The following is a 17712-nucleotide window of genomic DNA, read 5'->3' as shown; positions in this document are numbered from 1 at the left end:
ATGGAATGGGTCAAGGCAGCGCATGTGATTTCGGTCATCGCCTGGATGGCCGGCATGCTCTATCTGCCGCGTTTGTTCGTCTATCATTCGGTTGCTGAAATCGGCTCCGATAAATCGGAAACCTTCAAGGTCATGGAGCGGCGCCTGCTGCGCGGCATCATGACACCGGCCATGATCGCGACCTGGATTTTCGGGCTTTGGATGCTATCGTTCGGTGTGGTCGATTGGAGCGCGGGCTGGCCCTATCTCAAGGCGGCCGCGGTTCTTGCGCTCAGCGCCTGCCACGGCATCCTTGTCCGGCACACGCGCGACTTCGCCCAGGACAGCAATACCAAGCCGCAGAAATATTTCCGCATCATCAATGAAGTGCCCACGGTGCTCATGATCCTGATCGTCATCGCGGTGATCGGGCGGCCGTTCTGAAATGCTGTTTCACGTGAATCGAATCCGGGCGCCGCGTTTCAATCTTGAAATAGTGCGGGGATCACGCTACATGATTGCCAATGCACCCGAATATCCAAGCCGACTTCCCAAGTCGCTGCGCGGTGCCTCCCTCCCAAAATAGCCTCAACGCTTTTTTCGATTTCCCTCAAGGGTCCATCCGCTACATGCAGAATATGAAGCTCAGCGAGCTCAAGGCCAAATCTCCGGCCGAATTGCTGGTGTTCGCCGAAGAACACGAGGTCGAGAATGCCTCGACCATGCGCAAACAGGAATTGATGTTTGCCATTCTCAAGGAGCTGGCGGCTCGGGATATCGACATAACCGGGGAAGGCGTGGTCGAAGTGCTGCCGGATGGCTTTGGCTTCCTGCGCTCTCCCGACGCCAATTATCTCCCCGGTCCCGACGATATCTATGTCAGCCCTAGCCAGATCCGCCGCTTCGGCCTGCGGACCGGCGACACGGTCGAGGGCGAAATTCGCTCTCCCAAGGAAGGCGAGCGCTATTTCGCGCTGCTCAAGGTTTCGACCATCAATTTCGAAGATCCCGAGGCGGTTCGCCACAAGGTCAACTTCGACAACCTCACCCCGCTTTATCCGGAAGAACGGCTCCGTATGGAGCTGCCCGATCCGACTTTGAAGGATCGTTCGGCCCGCATTTTGGATCTGGTGGCGCCGCTCGGCAAAGGCCAGCGTGCTTTGATTGTTGCGCCGCCGCGTACCGGTAAGACGGTATTGTTGCAGAATATTGCACAATCAATCGCCACCAATCACCCCGAATGCTATCTCATCGTGCTGCTCATCGACGAGCGTCCCGAAGAAGTGACCGATATGCAGCGCTCGGTGCGCGGCGAAGTGATCTCCTCGACCTTTGACGAGCCGGCCAGCCGCCACGTCCAGGTCGCCGAAATGGTGATCGAAAAGGCCAAGCGCCTGGTCGAACACAAGCGCGACGTGGTCATCCTGCTCGATTCCATCACCCGCCTCGGCCGCGCCTACAACACTGTCGTGCCAAGCTCGGGCAAGGTGCTGACCGGTGGTGTGGATGCCAATGCCCTGCAGCGCCCCAAGCGCTTTTTCGGCGCCGCCCGCAATATCGAGGATGGTGGCTCGCTGACCATTATTTCGACCGCGCTGATCGATACCGGTTCGCGCATGGATGAAGTGATCTTTGAAGAATTCAAGGGCACGGGTAACTCGGAAATTATTCTGGACCGTAAGGTCGCCGACAAGCGCGTCTTCCCGGCGCTGGATATCACCAAGTCCGGCACCCGCAAGGAAGAGCTGTTGGTCGAGCCCGATATCCTCAAGAAGATGTATGTGCTGCGCCGTATCCTGACCCCGATGGGCACGATCGACGCCATGGAATTCCTGATGGACAAGATCCGCCAGACCAAGACGAATTCCGACTTCTTCGATTCGATGAATACCTAAAGCATATGGGCGCGTTGCGAGCTTTCGCCGCGCCTGTTGCCGTCTGATCCGATGCGGTCAGGCGATACAATCGTGGCGTTGTCCTCCGGGGCACCGCCCTCGGGCGTGGCCGTAATCCGGCTCTCCGGTCCCGCCGTGCCCCAAATCCTCGCCCAGGTGGCTGGTAGCGTCCCCGAACCGCGTCGCATGGTGCTTCGACCGATTGGTCTGGACTCAGTCCTCGATCGTGGTCTCGTCGCCTACTTTCCTGCGCCCCATAGCTTTACCGGCGAAGACTGCGCGGAATTACAGGTGCATGGCTCGCCCGCCGGCGTGCGCGCCATCCTCAAATTGCTGACCGGGCAGGGGGCTCGCCTGGCCGAAGCCGGCGAATTCACCCGCCGGGCCTTCGAGAATGGCAAGCTCGACCTCGTTGAAATCGAAGGCTTGGGCGATCTACTGCAGGCCGAAACGGAAAACCAGCGGCGCCAAGCTTTGGCCCGGTTTGAAGGCGGCCTATCGCGGCAGATTGATGATTGGCGCAATCGCCTGCTTGATCTGCGTGCTGAGATCGAGGCTCGGCTGGATTTTTCCGATGAAGGCGATGTTGCCGATGGTCTGCCGGCGCAATTCGGCGACGATATCGCCGTGCTGAAATCCAGCATTGGTACGGCGCTGGCCTCGATCGAACACGGTCGTATTGTCCGCGAGGGTATTCGCGTGGCGCTGGCCGGCGTGCCGAATGCCGGAAAATCTAGCCTGCTCAACGCCTTGGCGCGTTCGGATATTGCCATTGTCACCGACGAAGCGGGAACCACCCGCGATGTGCGGGAAGTCCCGCTCGATATTGCCGGGCAACTTTTTGTGCTGCTGGACTTGGCCGGACTACGCGAGACCGACAGCAAAGCTGAGGCCGAAGGCGTGCGTCGCGCGCGTCACGCCATCGAGCTTGCCGATATCGTGCTCTGGCTAACGGCACCTGACACGCCCGACATGGTGCCGCCCCTTGTGTCAGTCCCGATGTTGCATATAGCGACCAAGTCCGATCTCGGAAACGCGAACGTCGCGGCTGATATTGCCGTCTCCGCGCAGACGGGGGCTGGCCTAAATGAGCTCTTTGCCCGCCTTCGCGCCATCGGCGAAACCATGGGTACGGGCGAGCCGACGCTGCTGAGCCGCGAACGTGATCGCTTGGCATTGCAGGAGGCGAGTGCCGCCCTCGACGCCGCCGCGGCCCGGTTGGACGACATGGAGCTGGCAGCCGAAAACCTGCGCCAAGCCTCATTCGCGCTGGAGCGACTGGTTGGCCGGCTCGATGCGGAACGCGTGCTGGACCGATTATTCATGAGCTTTTGCATCGGCAAATGATTCACGTGAAACACGGCCCTGCAGTGCCGTGAATTGATTCACGTGAAACATTGGCCTATGAGGGCGCGCCGGAGAGTTATCATGCGCGATTATGCAGTCATCGTTGTCGGAGGTGGTCATGCGGGCTGCGAAGCTGCCGCGGCCTCGGCACGTCTGGGTGTTCCGACGGCCCTGGTGACCCACAAATTTGCGACCATCGGCGAAATGAGCTGCAATCCCGCTATTGGTGGCCTGGGCAAGGGCCATCTGGTGCGCGAGATCGATGCGTTGGACGGGCTGATGGGCCGTGTCGCCGACCAGGCTGGTATCCAGTTCCGCGTGCTCAACCGCCGCAAGGGACCCGCTGTCCGTGGTCCCCGCGCGCAGGCCGATCGCAAGCTCTATCGGCAGGCTATGCAAGCCGCGATCACAGCTCAACCCAATCTCGATGTCATAGAGGGTGAGGTCGACGATATTGTCGTCACCGATGGCCTGGTCAGCGGCGTGGTGTTGTTGGATGGGCGCCAGATTTCCACCAAGGCTGTTGTGCTGACAACCGGCACATTCCTGCGCGGCCTGATTCATCGCGGCGAAGAAACCGTCCCTGCCGGCCGGGTCGGCGAAAAGCCCGTGCTTGGTCTATCGACGCGGCTGGAGGCTCTTGGCCTTAATCTCGGCCGCCTCAAGACGGGTACGCCGGCGCGGCTTGATGGCACGTCCATCGACTTTTCGGCTCTGGAAGAGCAGCCCGGCGATAATCCGCCTGAGGCCTTTTCTGCATTGACCACGGCGATCAGGACACCACAGGTCAGTTGCCATATTACCCGCACCACGGCCGAGACCCACAAAATCATCTCGGACAATCTGCATCGCTCGGCCATGTATTCCGGCCGCATCCAGAGCCGGGGCCCGCGCTATTGCCCCTCCATCGAGGACAAGGTGGTGCGCTTCGCCGATCGCGATAGCCACCAGATTTTCCTTGAGCCCGAAGGGCTTGATGACAGCACGATTTATCCCAATGGCCTGTCCACTTCACTGCCGGCCGATGTGCAGGAAGCGTTTTTGAAGTCCATGCCGGGCCTCGAAAATGTGCGGATCGTCCGGCCGGGTTATGCCATCGAATATGACTATGTCGACCCGCGCGAGTTGCGTCTGACGCTCGAGGTCAAGAAGCAGCCGGGCCTCTACCTGGCTGGTCAGATCAATGGCACGACGGGCTACGAAGAAGCCGGTGCGCAGGGTTTGTTGGCTGGTGCCAATGCCGCGCTGGCGGCCCGCGGCGCTGACGCATTGACCCTGTCGCGCACGGAAAGCTATCTCGGCGTGATGGTGGACGACCTGGTGACGCGCGGTGTGTCGGAGCCCTATCGCATGTTCACCTCGCGCGCCGAATTCCGGCTTTATCTGCGCGCCGACAATGCCGATCAACGCTTGACGCAGTCCGGTGTCGATATTGGTTTGGTCGGCGAACAACGTGAATCCATCTTCGAGCGCAAGTCCACGGCCTTGCGCGGCGGTCGTCATCTCTTGGAGACACTCAGCACGTCGCCAAGTGCCGCGCGTAAGGTCGGGATTGCAGTCAATGAGGATGGCAAGGCGCGATCGGCGTTCGATCTACTGTCCTATCCAGACGTTGCGCCCGAGGACGTCATCCGACTATGGCCGGAGATCGCGGCGCTCGATTCCGGGACAGTCGAGCAATTGGTCGTTGATGCGCAATATGCCGTGTATCTGGAACGGCAGCGCGAAGATATTGCTGCCGTTCGACGCGATGAACAGCGCAATATTCCCGAATGGCTCGACTATGCCGCCATTCCAGGGCTTTCCATCGAGATCCGCCAGAAGTTGCAGCAGCACAGGCCGCAGACGATCGCACAGGCGCAGGCGATGGATGGCATGACGCCGGCGGCGATCACCTTGCTGCTATCGGTCATTCGCCGCGGCGAACTGCGCAAGGCGAGCTGATGAACGACGCCACTGCCGTTGATCGATACGCGTCGCATTTCGTGCGGCCCGTGGATGCCGTTATTGCCGATCTGGAATCCTATGCTCAGCTTCTTCGCAAGTGGCAGGCGGTACAGAATCTTGTTTCACGTGAAACACTGAATCAGGTCTGGACCCGGCACTTTGCCGATAGCCTGCAGCTTTTGTCGCTATTGCGCGACGGGGACAGCAGCTTCATGGATCTCGGTAGCGGTGGCGGCTTTCCCGCGCTGCCATTGGCCATTGCGCTGAAGGGCGGACCGCAGCGATTCCTATTGGTTGAGCCCAATGGCCGCAAGGCCAGCTTTTTGCGCACGGTGGCGCGGGAATTGGGTCTGGCAGTGACCGTTCTGGCGCAGCGAAGCGACGAAATTGATTCACGTGAAACACCGGCGCCAGATATCATAACGTCCCGGGCGCTGGCCGCCATGCCGCTGCTCTGCGAATGGATGGAGCCTTTTTTTGTCAGCAAAACCCGTGCCTTACTGCATAAGGGCCGGGAATATGTTGAAGAGCTGGCGGAATCGGGTGCGCATTGGCATCATGACGTGGTAATGGTTCCCAGTAACACCGATCCGGGCGGCGTGATCCTTGAGATCACGAATCTGCGACGGATTTCAGTGCGTTAGCGGAACGACTCTGGAGGCTGATGTGACGCCCCGAATTCTGACACTGGCCAATCAGAAAGGCGGCGTGGGCAAAACCACGACGGCGATCAACCTCGCAACGGCCCTGGCGGCCATTGGTGAGCGCGTGTTGATCGTCGACCTCGACCCACAAGGCAATGCCTCGACGGGGCTGGGCATTTCCCGCACCGATCGCGAAGTGTCATCCTATGATCTGCTGGTGGGTGAGGCGACAGTCGCGCAATCGGCCATCATGACCAGCGTTCCCAATGTCGCCATTGTGCCCTCGACCATGGATTTGCTCGGCGTCGAGTTGACCATTGCGGGGCAGGCCGATCGCGCGTTTAAATTGCGCAATGCTTTCAAGCATTTGGGCGATCTGACGATTAATGATCGGCCCGTTAGTTACATTCTCATCGATTGCCCGCCCTCGCTCAATCTGCTGACCGTGAACTCCCTGGTTGCGGCCGATGCCGTGCTGGTGCCGCTGCAATGCGAGTTCTTTGCGCTGGAAGGCCTTAGCCAGCTGCTGCAGACGATTGAACAAATCCGTTCGACGCTCAACCCCCGCCTGTCGATACAGGGTGTGGTGATGACGATGTTTGACAAGCGCAACAATCTCTCCGAACAGGTCTTGGCGGATGTTCGCAGCGAAATGGGCGATCTGGTCTATGACACGGTGATTCCCCGCAATGTGCGATTGTCGGAGGCGCCGTCTTACGGCAAGCCGGCTTTGCTCTATGATTTGAAATGTGCCGGCAGCCAGGCCTATCTGCGGCTGGCGACCGAAGTGATCCGCCGCGAGCGGCAGCTCAACGCGGCATAGGAGCCCGATATGAACGAAAAACCGACACGACTGGGCCGCGGGCTGGCCGCGCTGATCGGCGATATGGCGACGATCGAAGGTGCAAGGGTGACCGAAACCGGTGGCGTCAAGCGTCTTCCGGTGGAGATGATCATCGCCAATCGCGCCAATCCGCGCCGAACCTTCGATCCTGATCAGCTCGAAGAGCTGACCAATTCGATTCGCGAAAAGGGTGTGATGCAGCCCTTGCTGGTGCGCCCTAGCGACGACCCCAATATTTTCGAGCTGATTGCCGGCGAACGCCGGTGGCGGGCCTCGCAGAAGGCCGGATTGCATGATGTCCCGGTTATCGTGCGGGATGTCGGTGACAAGGAAGCTCTGGAACTCGCGATTATCGAGAACGTTCAGCGCGCCGATCTCAATCCGCTCGAAGAGGCGCAGGGTTATGGTCAGCTCATCGAGCAGTTCGAGTATACGCAGCAGGATCTGGCGCAGGTGATCGGGAAAAGCCGGTCCCATGTCGCCAATACGCTGCGCCTGCTGAAACTGCCCGAGGATGTGCGCGGCATGGTCGCCAGCGGCACGCTGACCGCCGGACACGCCCGTACATTGATCACCGCCGATGATCCGGCCGATCTTGCGCGCCAGATCGTTTCCGGAGGCCTGTCGGTGCGGGAGGCCGAGGCGCTCAGCCAGCAACGGGATGTCGCGGGCAAGCGCAAGCCTACGGAACCGGTTGCCAGCCGGGATGCCGATACGGTGGCGCTGGAGCGGCGCTTGTCGGATGCGCTGGGGCTATCGGTATCGCTGGCCCATAGCGAGCGAGGCGGGAAGCTCGAAATCCGCTACAAGACGCTGGAACAGCTGGACGGCATTTGCGCCCGTCTCACGGGTTACCCCAACTGATCGGGTAATAGCTGCGTTTCACGTGAAACGTGCACCTCGATGCTAATGCGAAGCGGCCATCAGGCAGAGGGCGAGCAGGGCGCGGCGCAGGCTGGTTTCAGCCAAAGCCGGTCGCCGGCGGCTATCGGCGGTCGCTTGCAGGATGCGGTCTGCAGCCGCGGCCAAAGCACTGTCCGTCCAGAGGCGCAATTGCTGTTCCAGGGCCGAGACGCGCGAAAAATGTGGCTTTGGCCGCAGGCCATCGAGAACCGCGCGTGGTGATTTTCCGGCATCGACATCGACGCGCCACCGCCGCAGATTGCCAAAATGGATCGTCGCCATGGCCAGCAGGCGCTGCGGGTCAACCGCCGATGACAGGGCCCGATTGAGGGCCAGTTCCAGTTTTTCGGGGTGTCCGCCTGCTGTGGCATCGAGAATGGCGTCGATGACCAGCGCGCCATTATCGGCGCAAAGCAGCAATACGTCTTCGCGCGTCAGGCTCTTGCTGGCGGCGGCGTAGAGCGAGAGTTTTTCCAGCTCACGCCGGGTGATCTCGCGGTCATTGCCGAGAATCTCGCGTAGTGTGGCGATGACATCGCCATCAGCGCGAATGCCCTGCTGATTGAAGGTTTCGCGGATCAGCGCCGTCAGCGTCTCGTCATTGTCGGGATAACAGGGCAGGGCGCGGCCGAGCTTTGCTGCTTCCACCAGCGCTCGCAAAGCATCCTTGGGCGTCAGATTACCGGCCTCGAGCACGATCGCCGCGCCGCCGGGATCGTCCCGCAATTCGGTGAGCGTCACGACCAGGGACTTGCTCGCGCCGCGCACCCGCACGATGCGCTTGCCACCGAACAGCGATATGGTCTTGGCCTCAACGGCAAGGATCGAGGGATCGGCATCGACTTCGGCGCCATCGAGCACGGTCACACTTGCCGATTCAGGATCGTTATTGGTCAGCGCGCGAATCAGGCGTTGCGCGGTTTCCCGCACCAGGCCGGTATCGGGCCCATAGGCCAGGAAAATGCCCTCGCTCAGATCCGGCCGTGCGAGAAAGCGGGCGACCTCATGCGCTTTGAGCGCGCTCATCAGCGGCTCAGCGTTGCCAACAGGCCCAGGCGCAACGATTCGGCGGCGGCCTTGGCCGCTCTTTCCGCGGCCTCTCGTTCGGCCTCTTTATCGGCCAGAACCTGACCCGAGCGCGAGTAGCCGGCGGTGGCGAAGCGGGTCAGTCGAATCGGCTGTTTGCCGCTGTCGTCCCGGTAGGTAATGGTGAGTGTGGCAGTAGCCGTCACTTCCATGGGTTTTGCCGGATTTGCGGTTCGCGACAAAACGCTGTCGCTGGCCGACGCGCTGACAAAAACCTGTGCCAGGGGAGCCGTCGGCGCCTCGGAATGACCGAAACGCAATGCTAGCTCCTGATAAACCACTTGCTCCAGCCTTGAATTGGGCTTGGCAAAAGCCAGGTTCAGGAGCGGTTGGCTGGCCAGCGAGCCGCTTGAGTAAACCGGGGCAAAGCTGCATGCCCCCAACGCTGCCGACAGCGTCAGCATGCCGGCAATTGCGATGGGGCGCAGGGCTCTAGACAACGACATTGACGATCCTGTCCGGCACGATGACGATCTTTTTGGGTGCCTTGCCATCCAACATGCGGACAATCTCGTCGAGTGACAAGACGCGTTTTTCCACCTCGGCCGCAGGCAGGCCCTTGGCAACCACGATCTCGCCACGGCGCTTGCCATTGAGCTGGATCGGCAGGGTCACAGTGTCATCCACCAGCATGGCGGCATCGACGTCCGGCCAGGCTGCGTCAGCCACGAGGCCCGCCTTGCCCAATGCTTCCCAACAGGTTTCGGCCAGATGCGGCATCATCGGAGCGATCAGCTGGATCAGCCTTGCAACCCCTTCCTCCAGCGCCGAGAGGCGGGCAGCGGGGGCCACGGCGACTAGGCCGGCCGAGCGGACCAGGGCATTGGTCAGCTCGTAAATCTGGGCCACAGCGCGATTGAAGCGAAGCCCTTCGATATCGCCACCGACATTATGCACGGCGCGATGGACGGATTTTCGCAGCGCCAGGGCTTCATCATCATCGGAAGTTCGAACAATATCAGAAGACTGTTTGGCAATATCGATCGTCTCGCCGACCAGCCGCCAGATGCGCTGCTGGAAGCGGCTGGCGCCTTCGACGCCGGCTTCGGTCCATTCGACATCGCGTTCAGGAGGCGAGTCGGAGAGAATGAACCAGCGCGCGGCATCGGCCCCATAGACCTTGAGAATGTCATCGGGGTCAGTGCCGTTACGCTTGGATTTCGAAATCTTCTCGATGGGACCGATACGGGCAGGGCGGCCGGACTGGATTTCCAGCGCGCGCCTTTCGCCGTCGACCGTTTCAAACCGGACCTCTTCGGGCGAGAGCCAGCGGCCGTCCTCGGATTTATAGGTTTCGTGGGTCACCATGCCCTGGGTGAACATGCCCTTGAAGGGTTCGTCCAGGCCCAGATGCCCCGTTGCCTTCATGGCGCGGGTGAAGAAGCGCGAATAGAGCAGGTGCAGGATCGCGTGCTCGATGCCACCGATATACTGATCGACCGGAAGCCAGCGATTGGCCACTTCCGGGATGGTAGGCGTATCGGCGTGTGGGGCAGTGAAGCGCGCAAAATACCAGGACGAATCGACGAAGGTGTCCATGGTGTCGGTTTCGCGCCGCGCCGCGCCGCCGCATTGTGGGCAGTTCACATGCTTCCAGGTCGGATGATGATCCAGTGCATTGCCGGGCTTGTCGAAGGTCACATCGTCAGGCAACACCACCGGCAGGTCCTTTTTGGGCACAGGCAATGTGCCGCAGACCTCGCAATGAATGATGGGGATGGGGGCTCCCCAATAGCGCTGGCGTGACAGGCCCCAGTCGCGCAGCCGGTAATTGACCTCAACCTGACCCTGCGGCTCACCGTCGACCAGGCGGGCGGCAAAATGGGTCGCCGCGGCCTTCTTGGCTTCCTCTATGGAGAGGCCGTCAAGGAAACCGGAATTGAAGATCGAGCCCATATCGGTATAGGCGATATCGCCGACGGCAAAGCTCGCGGCGTCGCCGCCGGGCGGCAGTACGACGGGCTTGACCGGCAGGTCATACTTGCGGGCGAAGTCCAGATCGCGCTGATCGTGTGCCGGGCAGCCGAAAATGGCGCCGGTGCCATAGTCCATCAGCACAAAATTGGCGACATAAACGGGCAGCGTAGCGCCCTCGATCGCGGGGTGTTTCACCATGAGGGCGGTGCGATAGCCCCGCTTTTCGGCGGTTTCGATGGCCTCGGTCGCGGTGCCCATGCGATGGCACTCCGCGACGAACTCGCTCAGCTCCGCATTATTGACCGCCAGGAGGGTGGTGAGCGGATGGTCGGGCGATAGGGCAATAAACGACGCGCCAAAAATCGTGTCGGGACGCGTGGTGAAGACTTCGATGCTGGTGGCATCGGCCCTGGTACCGTCAGTCAGCTCGAACCGCAGGCGCAGCCCCTCGGACTTGCCGATCCAGTTGCGCTGCATGGTGCGCACCTTTTCCGGCCAGTCGGTCAGGCCGTCCAAGGCGCTCAGCAAGTCTTCGGCATAGTCGGAGATCTTGAAGAACCACTGGGTCAGCTCGCGCTGCTCGACGGCGGCGCCGGAGCGCCAGCCCTTGCCATCGATGACCTGCTCGTTGGCGAGGACCGTCATGTCCACCGGGTCCCAATTGACCTTGGATTTCTTGCGGGTGATCAGCCCGGCTTCCAGCATGTCGATAAACATCGATTGCTGATGGGAATAATATTCGGGCTCGCAGGTCGCAATTTCGCGGGTCCAGTCGATGGACAGGCCCATGGATTTGAGCTGGGCCTTCATCGCGCTAATGTTCTGGCGCGTCCAGGTGCCCGGATTGAGCCCGCGCTCCATGGCGGCATTCTCGGCTGGCAGGCCGAATGCGTCCCAGCCCATGGGGTGGAGCACATTCTTGCCCTGAGCGCGCTGAAAGCGGGCGACAACGTCGCCCAGGGTATAGTTGCGCACATGGCCCATATGGATACGGCCGGACGGATAGGGGAACATCTCGAGGACGTAATAGGGCTCGCGCGGATCGTCAGTATTGGTCACGAAGCTCTTGGCATCGTCCCAGACCTGCTGCCAGCGGGGCTCTGCTTCGCGCGGATTGTAGCGTTCGACGCTCACGATTTCGTCCTCGAATATGCTTTTGGTCAAGCGGCGAAAAATTGCTGCGCTGCTTGCGTTGTAAGGGGATTTTGGCTACCGGACCATCAACAGAAAACCCCCCTTAGGTCAACAGGAACAGGGCAAAAGCATGGACGAGAGCGATATCCTTGCCGCCCGCAGCCTGGGCGATATCCGGGCCCGCATGGCAGCGGCGCAGAAGCGTTTCGGGTCTGGGGCCGAAGGGGTCGAGCTGGTCGCGGTGTCCAAGACGTTCGCGGCTGCAGAGGTCTTGCCGTTCCTCAAGGCCGGGCAACGTGTCTTTGGGGAAAACCGGGTGCAGGAAGCCAAGGAGAAGTGGCCGGCGCTGCGCGGGGCCTATCCCGATGTGCAATTGCACCTCATCGGTCCGCTCCAGACCAACAAGGCACGTGAGGCCGTGGCGCTGTTCGACGTCATCGAAACCCTCGACCGGGACAAGCTTGCGAAGGTGCTCGCCGAGGAAATGGCGCGGGCCGGCAAGCGGCTGGCTTGCTTCGTGCAGGTCAATATTGGCGGGGAGGCGCAAAAGAGCGGCATTGCTCCGGTGGAGACCGCCGCTTTTGTCGCCCGCTGCCGTGGGGAATATGGGCTCGATATTGCCGGGCTGATGTGCATCCCGCCTGATGGCGTGCCGGCGGGGCCCTATTTCGCCCATCTGGCCGAGCTGGCGCGATTGTCCGGCGTCACCGGGCTCTCCATGGGCATGAGCGGGGATTTCGAGCTTGGCATTGCCATGGGTGCTACCCATATCCGGGTAGGGTCGGCGCTGTTCGGCTATCGGCCCAAATCAAACGCGCAATAGAGCGGGCCCGAAACTGTAAAAGGCGGAGATCACTGCAACTTTTACCGCTCCTCGGTCGTTCCTGCCCTCACGTAACGCCGTTGTGATTGGTTGAACAAAAACCGGTCGCAATAGTGTGACCCTTGATCGGGCAAAGCGCCAAAAACCCGGAGAAAACAATGAACAAGCGACGCATTCTGCTGGTGGATGATGACACCGATCTGCGGCAGACCCTGGTCGAACAGCTCGAAACGCATAATGAGTTCGACATTCTCCAGGCTGGCACTGCCAATGACGCGCTCAAGGCCACGCGGGAAAACAATATCGATCTGATGATCCTCGATGTCGGTCTGCCCGACATGGATGGACGCGACGCCGTCAAGGTGCTGCGGACCGAAGGCTATAAAAGCCCGATCCTGATGCTGACCGGGCATGATAGCGATGCCGACCAGATTCAGGGCCTTGAATCGGGGGCCAATGACTATCTGACCAAGCCGTTCCGCTTTCCGGTGCTGCTGGCGCGAATCAACGCCGCGCTACGCCAGCACGACCAGAGCGAGGATGTGGTCTTTACCATCGGGCCTTATAGCTTCCAGCCATCGGCGAAGCTCCTCGAAGCCAATGATGGTGGCAAGGTGCGGTTGACCGACAAGGAAACCTCCATCCTTAAATTCCTCTACCGCCAGGGCCCCAAGACCATTACGCGCGACGTGCTGCTCAAGGAGGTTTGGGGCTATAATAACCGGGTCACCACCCATACGCTCGAAACCCATATCTACCGGCTGCGGCAGAAGATCGAGCGCGATCCGTCCAATGCCCGGCTGCTGGTCACCGAAGAGGGTGGCTATCGCCTCGTGCCCTAGGCCGGACGCCCGATTCGGAAATCGGGTACAAATCGAAGCAAAATGCCTTATAGGATGAACCTGTCCGCTCCTCCAGGTGCGGACAGTCTTGCATCTGGACTGGGGCTTATGATCAGGGACGACGCGGCTGAGGTTCTGGCCAGGGCCGAATTCTTCGATATTTGCGATGACGAGCAAAGGCGGATGCTGGCGTTTGCCGGCGACGTCCGCTATTTCGACGCCGATGCCGTGCTGTACAAAGCCGGCGACGTGCCGCTTGGCGCCTTCGTGCTGATTTCGGGGACGCTGCGAGCCAAGCCCGAGGGGCCGGCGGCGGGCAAGCCTTATGCGATGTCCGAGCCGGGCAGTGTGGTCTCCGCCATGGCGCTGATTCTGTCCAAGCCGCGCCCGATCACCATCACCGCCGTCACCGATTGCCAGGCGCTGTTCGTGCCACGCCAGGCTTTTCTCAAGCTCGTGCAGCAATCGCCCGACCTGGCGCAGCGCGCGGTCGAACGCGTGCAGCGCGATCTGGGCAATTATTTGGGTGCGCTCGAGCCGGTGGCCGTTCGCATGAAGTCTGGCGACAACAGCTAACAGGCGCCCGCAAAGAGCCCCAATAGCTTGGCATGACATCGGTCATCTCGAACGCTTCGCGTGCCATGGCCCCGGTGCAACCCTTCATGATCACTCGCTGGTCGCTGCCGCTGTCGGTGGCGGCACATGGCGCGATATTGCTGGCCGTGGCGTGGCTCGTCGTGCCGCGTAGTCTGGAGCAGCCCAGAATGCGGGTTATTGCTGTCGAGATCATAAGCCAGGCGATGGCCCCGCCGCCCACATTGCCCGCGCCCGTTGCGCCGGTTCTGTCATCCCCGATCGCGCCCGCGGCACCGGTTTCTCCGCCCGAACCGCAAGACGGCATGGTGCGGGCGACGGACTTTTACGCCGCCAGCATTCTCGCTGATCCGGCCAATGCGGAGGTACGGGTCAATTTCCCGCTGCTCGCCAGCAGCGAGCAGGTCGTACAATTGTGCAACATGGAAGCATTGGAACAGCTTCATCTGGCCAGGACCGACCTGGCGCCCGACGCTTTGGTCGGCTACGCTTTCGCGGACCTTTCAGTCCAGGGCAACACGCTTGCTGCTGACGGCGGCGCGTTTCGCAGCAGGGGAGGCTGGTTCCACCTGCGGTATCGTTGCGCGGTCTCGCCTGATGTGAGCGCGGTTGTGGCGTTTGAATATGCCATTGGCGACCCCGTGCCCGAAAGCCAGTGGGAAGAGCACTTTCTCAATAGTGACGACGACTGGCTGGACTAGACCCCGGCAAACCGGACGATGACCGGCACGTGGTCGCTTGGTTTATCGGTCCAGCCGCGGAAGGGCTTGGCGATTTCGGCAGCGATGCAGTGCTCGGCTATATCGGCGGTGGCCCAGATATGGTCGAGCCGGCGGCCCTTATCGGCATTTTGCCAATCGGCGCTGCGATAGCTCCACCAGGAATAGAGCTTCTGGTCGAAGGGCACGTGCTTGCGCACTAGGTCGGTCCAGCCATGGCCGCCATTAAGAATGGCGTTGAGGGCTTCGGTTTCGACAGGCGTGTGGCTCACCACCTTGAGCAATTGCTTGTGGCTCCACACATCGTTTTCGTGCGGCGCGATATTGAAATCGCCGGCGATCAGATGGCCGCGCTGGAAGCCCGGTTCGGCAAACCAGGTGGTCAATTCGCTCAGAAAGCCCAGCTTGTGCTTGAACTTGGGGTTGATCTCGGGATCAGGCTCGTCGCCGCCGGCGGGAATGTAGAAATTATGCACTGTCAGCGGCCCGCGGCCCAGATCGAGCACTGCCGAGACGTGGCGCGATTCGGGGATTTCGCAGAAGACGCGGCTCGAAATATCGGTCAGAGGGAATTTCGAAACGATGGCGACGCCGTGATAACCCTTCTGGCCGTGCACCGCCTGATGGGGATAGCCGGCTTCGATAAAGGCCATAGCCGGAAACTGGTCATTGGTACATTTGATTTCCTGCAGCATCAGCACGTCGGGCTGATATTGCTTGAGAAAATCGAGTACCATGGGCAGGCGCAGGCGAACCGAATTGATGTTCCAGGTGACGACGGCGACGGTCATTCTTGTGGCCCTTGATTGTCGGGCTTTCTTATCGCGGAGGGGGGCGCCAAGGACAAGCCGGAAATGGCGGCGGGGCGCTCGTTGCTGACACTTGCCGTCAGTAGCCAACAAAAAACCCGGCCTTGCGACCGGGTTTCTCAAATCAGCGCATTGTCGAAAAAGCTTATTCGCTCTTGGCTTCGCCTTCGGCGGCAGCAGCCTGTTCGGCAGCGGCGGCCGCTGCTGCGGCTTCTGCGTCCTTGGCGGCCTGTTCAGCGGCAAAAGCCTCTGCGGCGGCAACCTTCTCAGCTTCACGAGCGTCGCGCGCAGCTTGGGCAGCGGTGCGTTCGTTGGCTTCGATCTTCTTGGTGCGCGAATTGGTCGATTCGAAAATACGAGCCGATTTGCCGCGACGGTCGCGCAGATAGTAAAGCTTGGCGCGACGCACCTTACCGCGCTTCAGCACTTCGATGGAGGCAACATTGGGGGAGTAGAGCGGGAATACGCGTTCCACGCCTTCGCCGTACGAAATCTTGCGCACGGTGAAGCTTTCCATGATGCCGCCGCCGGTGCGGGCGATCACGACGCCTTCATAGGCCTGCAGGCGTTCCTTGTTGCCTTCCTTGATCTTGACCCACACCTTGATGGTGTCGCCGTGGGTGAATTCTGGAAGTTCGCGCTTGGCGGCGAGGCTGGCAACCTGCTCGGCCTCGAGCTGTTCGATGATATTGGCCATGTGTCGATCCGTTCTGATCTTTTCAATGGAGCGATTGTTCGGAATTTTTGAGGATTCCGATCGCCCGGTCTTGGTTGGTAACGGAGGGTTTTCGTCTTTTTATTCGCGCAACAACGGGTCCGATCAGCCCATTGCCGCAGTCGTGGCGCGGCTATAGGGGAAAAATGGCCGGGAGTCTAGGGTTTCGGACAGTTTTATGACTTGTCCGGTTCCAGCAGGTCCGGCCGCCGCTTCCGGGTCAGGGCCTGGCTTTGCTCGGCGCGCCATTTGGCGATGCGGCCATGGTCGCCCGAGGTGAGCACGGCCGGAATGTCGACGCCCTCGAATTGCTGGGGCCTGGTATAGTGCGGGTATTCCAGGAGACCGTTTTCGAAGCTCTCGTCGGCATGGCTTTCGGCCTTGCCCAGGACGCCGGGAATAAGCCGCACCACCGCTTCGAGCAGCACCATGGCGGCAACTTCTCCGCCGGCCAGCACATAATCGCCGATGGAGATTTCCTCGAGCTGGCGGCCATCGATGACCCGTTGGTCGACGCCTTCAAAGCGCCCGCAGATGATGAGCGCGCCGGGGCCCAGTGCCAGTTGCCGCGCTCTGTGCTGGGTCAGCGGGGCGCCGCGTGGGGACATCAGGATGCGCGGGCGCTTGTCACCGGCTGGCGATATGGCGTCTATCGCGCTGGCGAGAATATCGGGCTTGAGCACCATGCCCGCGCCGCCGCCCGACGGCGTATCGTCGACCGTGCGGTGGCGATCGGTGGCGAAATCGCGCAATTGGGTCGCCTTGAGCGACCACAGGCCATCCGCCAGTCCCCGTCCGAGTACGGAGGCGCCAAGCGGGCCCGGGAAGAGTTCGGGAAAAAGGGTGATGATCTCGGCGGAAAAACTCAATCGGGTTCTTCCTCGCCCTCTTCGGCATCGAGCGGCACCACGATGGTCAGATAGCCTTCGGCAATGCGGACAGTAGGCACCACGGCCTTGGTAAAGGGATAAAGAAAGGTGTCGCCCGATTGGGAGTCGCGGATTTCGATCAGGTCGCCGGCGCCGAAATTGGGCAGTGCCGAAACCTTGCCCAGCACCACGCCATTATCGAGCCTGGCTTCAAGACCGAGCAGGTCGGCATGGTAGAAATCATCCTCATCGTCAGGCTCGGGCAGGCGGGAGCGGTCGATAAAGAGGGAGACCCCATTCAGCGCTTCGGCCGCGTTTCTATCGGCGACGCCTTTTATGTTGGCGACGATAACATTCTTCTGCACGCGGGCCTTGGTAATGGTGATGACAAGCCCCGGCCGGTCGGTATGGAGCGGGCCATAGTCGGCAATAGCTTCAGGATGCTGGGTGAAGGGCGTGATGCGCACTTCACCCTTGATGCCGTGGGCGGCCCCGATCTGGCCCATCAGGATGCGATTACTGGTCTCGGTCATTGCGGTTTCCGGCTTTGCTGGCTGTTCCTAGCAGGCGGCGGTGGGAATGGGAATTCTCGTGGCCTGGGAACCGTGCCATGGTCATGACGATTGTGCAGGAAACAACAAGGAG

At 60.9% G+C, this 17712-nt stretch carries 18 protein-coding genes; 11 read left to right on the top strand and 7 right to left on the bottom strand.

The window, feature by feature from the left end:
- The 7 genes from hemJ (at position 1) to QQL79_RS20860 (ending at position 7520) form a co-directional block, all read left to right on the top strand.
- On the top strand, positions 1-423 hold the full coding sequence (gene hemJ, locus QQL79_RS20890) for a protoporphyrinogen oxidase HemJ (RefSeq protein WP_284394074.1): 423 nt from the start codon (positions 1-3) through the stop codon (positions 421-423).
- A 185-nt stretch (positions 424-608) separates the two neighbouring features.
- Positions 609-1874: a transcription termination factor Rho gene (rho, locus tag QQL79_RS20885; protein ID WP_035099144.1), complete on the top strand. Its 1266-nt coding sequence runs from the start codon at positions 609-611 to the stop codon at positions 1872-1874.
- A 51-nt stretch (positions 1875-1925) separates the two neighbouring features.
- Positions 1926-3221: a tRNA uridine-5-carboxymethylaminomethyl(34) synthesis GTPase MnmE gene (mnmE, locus tag QQL79_RS20880; RefSeq protein WP_284394073.1), complete on the top strand. Its 1296-nt coding sequence runs from the start codon at positions 1926-1928 to the stop codon at positions 3219-3221.
- Between the two features lie 81 nt (positions 3222-3302).
- The gene (mnmG, locus tag QQL79_RS20875; protein WP_284394072.1) at positions 3303-5165 is read left to right on the top strand and encodes a tRNA uridine-5-carboxymethylaminomethyl(34) synthesis enzyme MnmG; all 1863 of its coding nucleotides are present in this window, start codon (positions 3303-3305) and stop codon (positions 5163-5165) included.
- Positions 5165-5812: a 16S rRNA (guanine(527)-N(7))-methyltransferase RsmG gene (rsmG, locus tag QQL79_RS20870; RefSeq protein ID WP_284394071.1), complete on the top strand. Its 648-nt coding sequence runs from the start codon at positions 5165-5167 to the stop codon at positions 5810-5812. Before mnmG ends, rsmG begins: the two co-directional genes overlap by 1 nt.
- A gap of 22 nt (positions 5813-5834) precedes the next feature.
- The gene (locus QQL79_RS20865) at positions 5835-6635 is read left to right on the top strand and encodes a ParA family protein (protein ID WP_284394070.1); all 801 of its coding nucleotides are present in this window, start codon (positions 5835-5837) and stop codon (positions 6633-6635) included.
- A 9-nt stretch (positions 6636-6644) separates the two neighbouring features.
- Positions 6645-7520 (top strand): ParB/RepB/Spo0J family partition protein, encoded by an 876-nt coding sequence (locus tag QQL79_RS20860; protein ID WP_284394069.1) that lies wholly within the window; start codon positions 6645-6647, stop codon positions 7518-7520.
- Positions 7521-7562: 42 nt separating this feature from the next.
- Here the strand turns inward: QQL79_RS20860 and holA are convergent, their stop codons facing one another.
- The 3 genes from holA to leuS are packed head-to-tail and all read right to left on the bottom strand — an operon-like array spanning position 7563 to position 11696.
- Positions 7563-8585, bottom strand: coding sequence for a DNA polymerase III subunit delta (holA, locus tag QQL79_RS20855; protein WP_284394068.1), 1023 nt, complete (start codon positions 8583-8585; stop codon positions 7563-7565).
- Complete coding sequence (gene lptE / locus QQL79_RS20850) at positions 8585-9049, bottom strand: LPS assembly lipoprotein LptE (RefSeq protein WP_284394067.1); 465 nt, start codon at positions 9047-9049, stop codon at positions 8585-8587. Before lptE ends, holA begins: the two co-directional genes overlap by 1 nt.
- Positions 9050-9077: 28 nt before the next feature.
- On the bottom strand, positions 9078-11696 hold the full coding sequence (gene leuS, locus QQL79_RS20845; protein WP_284394502.1) for a leucine--tRNA ligase: 2619 nt from the start codon (positions 11694-11696) through the stop codon (positions 9078-9080).
- A 130-nt stretch (positions 11697-11826) separates the two neighbouring features.
- On the opposite strand from leuS, the gene QQL79_RS20840 reads away from it, so the two are divergent.
- From QQL79_RS20840 to QQL79_RS20825, 4 genes are all read left to right on the top strand, one after another.
- Positions 11827-12519 carry a YggS family pyridoxal phosphate-dependent enzyme gene (locus QQL79_RS20840; RefSeq protein ID WP_284394066.1) on the top strand — a complete coding sequence of 231 codons (693 nt, stop codon included), beginning with the start codon at positions 11827-11829 and terminating at the stop codon, positions 12517-12519.
- Between the two features lie 158 nt (positions 12520-12677).
- The gene (locus QQL79_RS20835; protein ID WP_262170938.1) at positions 12678-13361 is read left to right on the top strand and encodes a response regulator transcription factor; all 684 of its coding nucleotides are present in this window, start codon (positions 12678-12680) and stop codon (positions 13359-13361) included.
- Positions 13362-13469: 108 nt separating this feature from the next.
- Positions 13470-13937, top strand: a complete 468-nt coding sequence (locus QQL79_RS20830; protein ID WP_284394065.1) for a Crp/Fnr family transcriptional regulator — start codon at positions 13470-13472, stop codon at positions 13935-13937.
- 32 nt (positions 13938-13969) lie between these two features.
- Positions 13970-14656, top strand: coding sequence for a DUF930 domain-containing protein (locus tag QQL79_RS20825; protein WP_284394064.1), 687 nt, complete (start codon positions 13970-13972; stop codon positions 14654-14656).
- Here QQL79_RS20825 and QQL79_RS20820 read toward each other — a convergent pair.
- The 4 genes from QQL79_RS20820 to rimM form a co-directional block, all read right to left on the bottom strand.
- Positions 14653-15465, bottom strand: coding sequence for an exodeoxyribonuclease III (locus tag QQL79_RS20820; protein ID WP_284394063.1), 813 nt, complete (start codon positions 15463-15465; stop codon positions 14653-14655). The genes QQL79_RS20825 and QQL79_RS20820 overlap by 4 nt on opposite strands.
- A 163-nt stretch (positions 15466-15628) precedes the next feature.
- Positions 15629-16180: a 50S ribosomal protein L19 gene (gene rplS / locus QQL79_RS20815; protein ID WP_284394062.1), complete on the bottom strand. Its 552-nt coding sequence runs from the start codon at positions 16178-16180 to the stop codon at positions 15629-15631.
- Positions 16181-16374: 194 nt separating this feature from the next.
- Positions 16375-17067, bottom strand: coding sequence for a tRNA (guanosine(37)-N1)-methyltransferase TrmD (gene trmD / locus QQL79_RS20810; RefSeq protein ID WP_284394061.1), 693 nt, complete (start codon positions 17065-17067; stop codon positions 16375-16377).
- A complete protein-coding gene (rimM, locus tag QQL79_RS20805) occupies positions 17064-17600 on the bottom strand; it encodes a ribosome maturation factor RimM (protein ID WP_284394060.1) in 537 nt (178 codons plus the stop codon). The genes trmD and rimM overlap by 4 nt, the downstream gene beginning before the upstream one ends.
- Positions 17601-17712: the final 112 nt, after the last annotated feature.

The sequence above is a fragment of the Devosia yakushimensis genome (genome assembly GCF_030159855.1).
Classification (GTDB): Bacteria; Pseudomonadota; Alphaproteobacteria; order Rhizobiales; family Devosiaceae; genus Devosia; species Devosia yakushimensis.
This window is presented reverse-complemented; position numbering and strand designations above follow the sequence as displayed.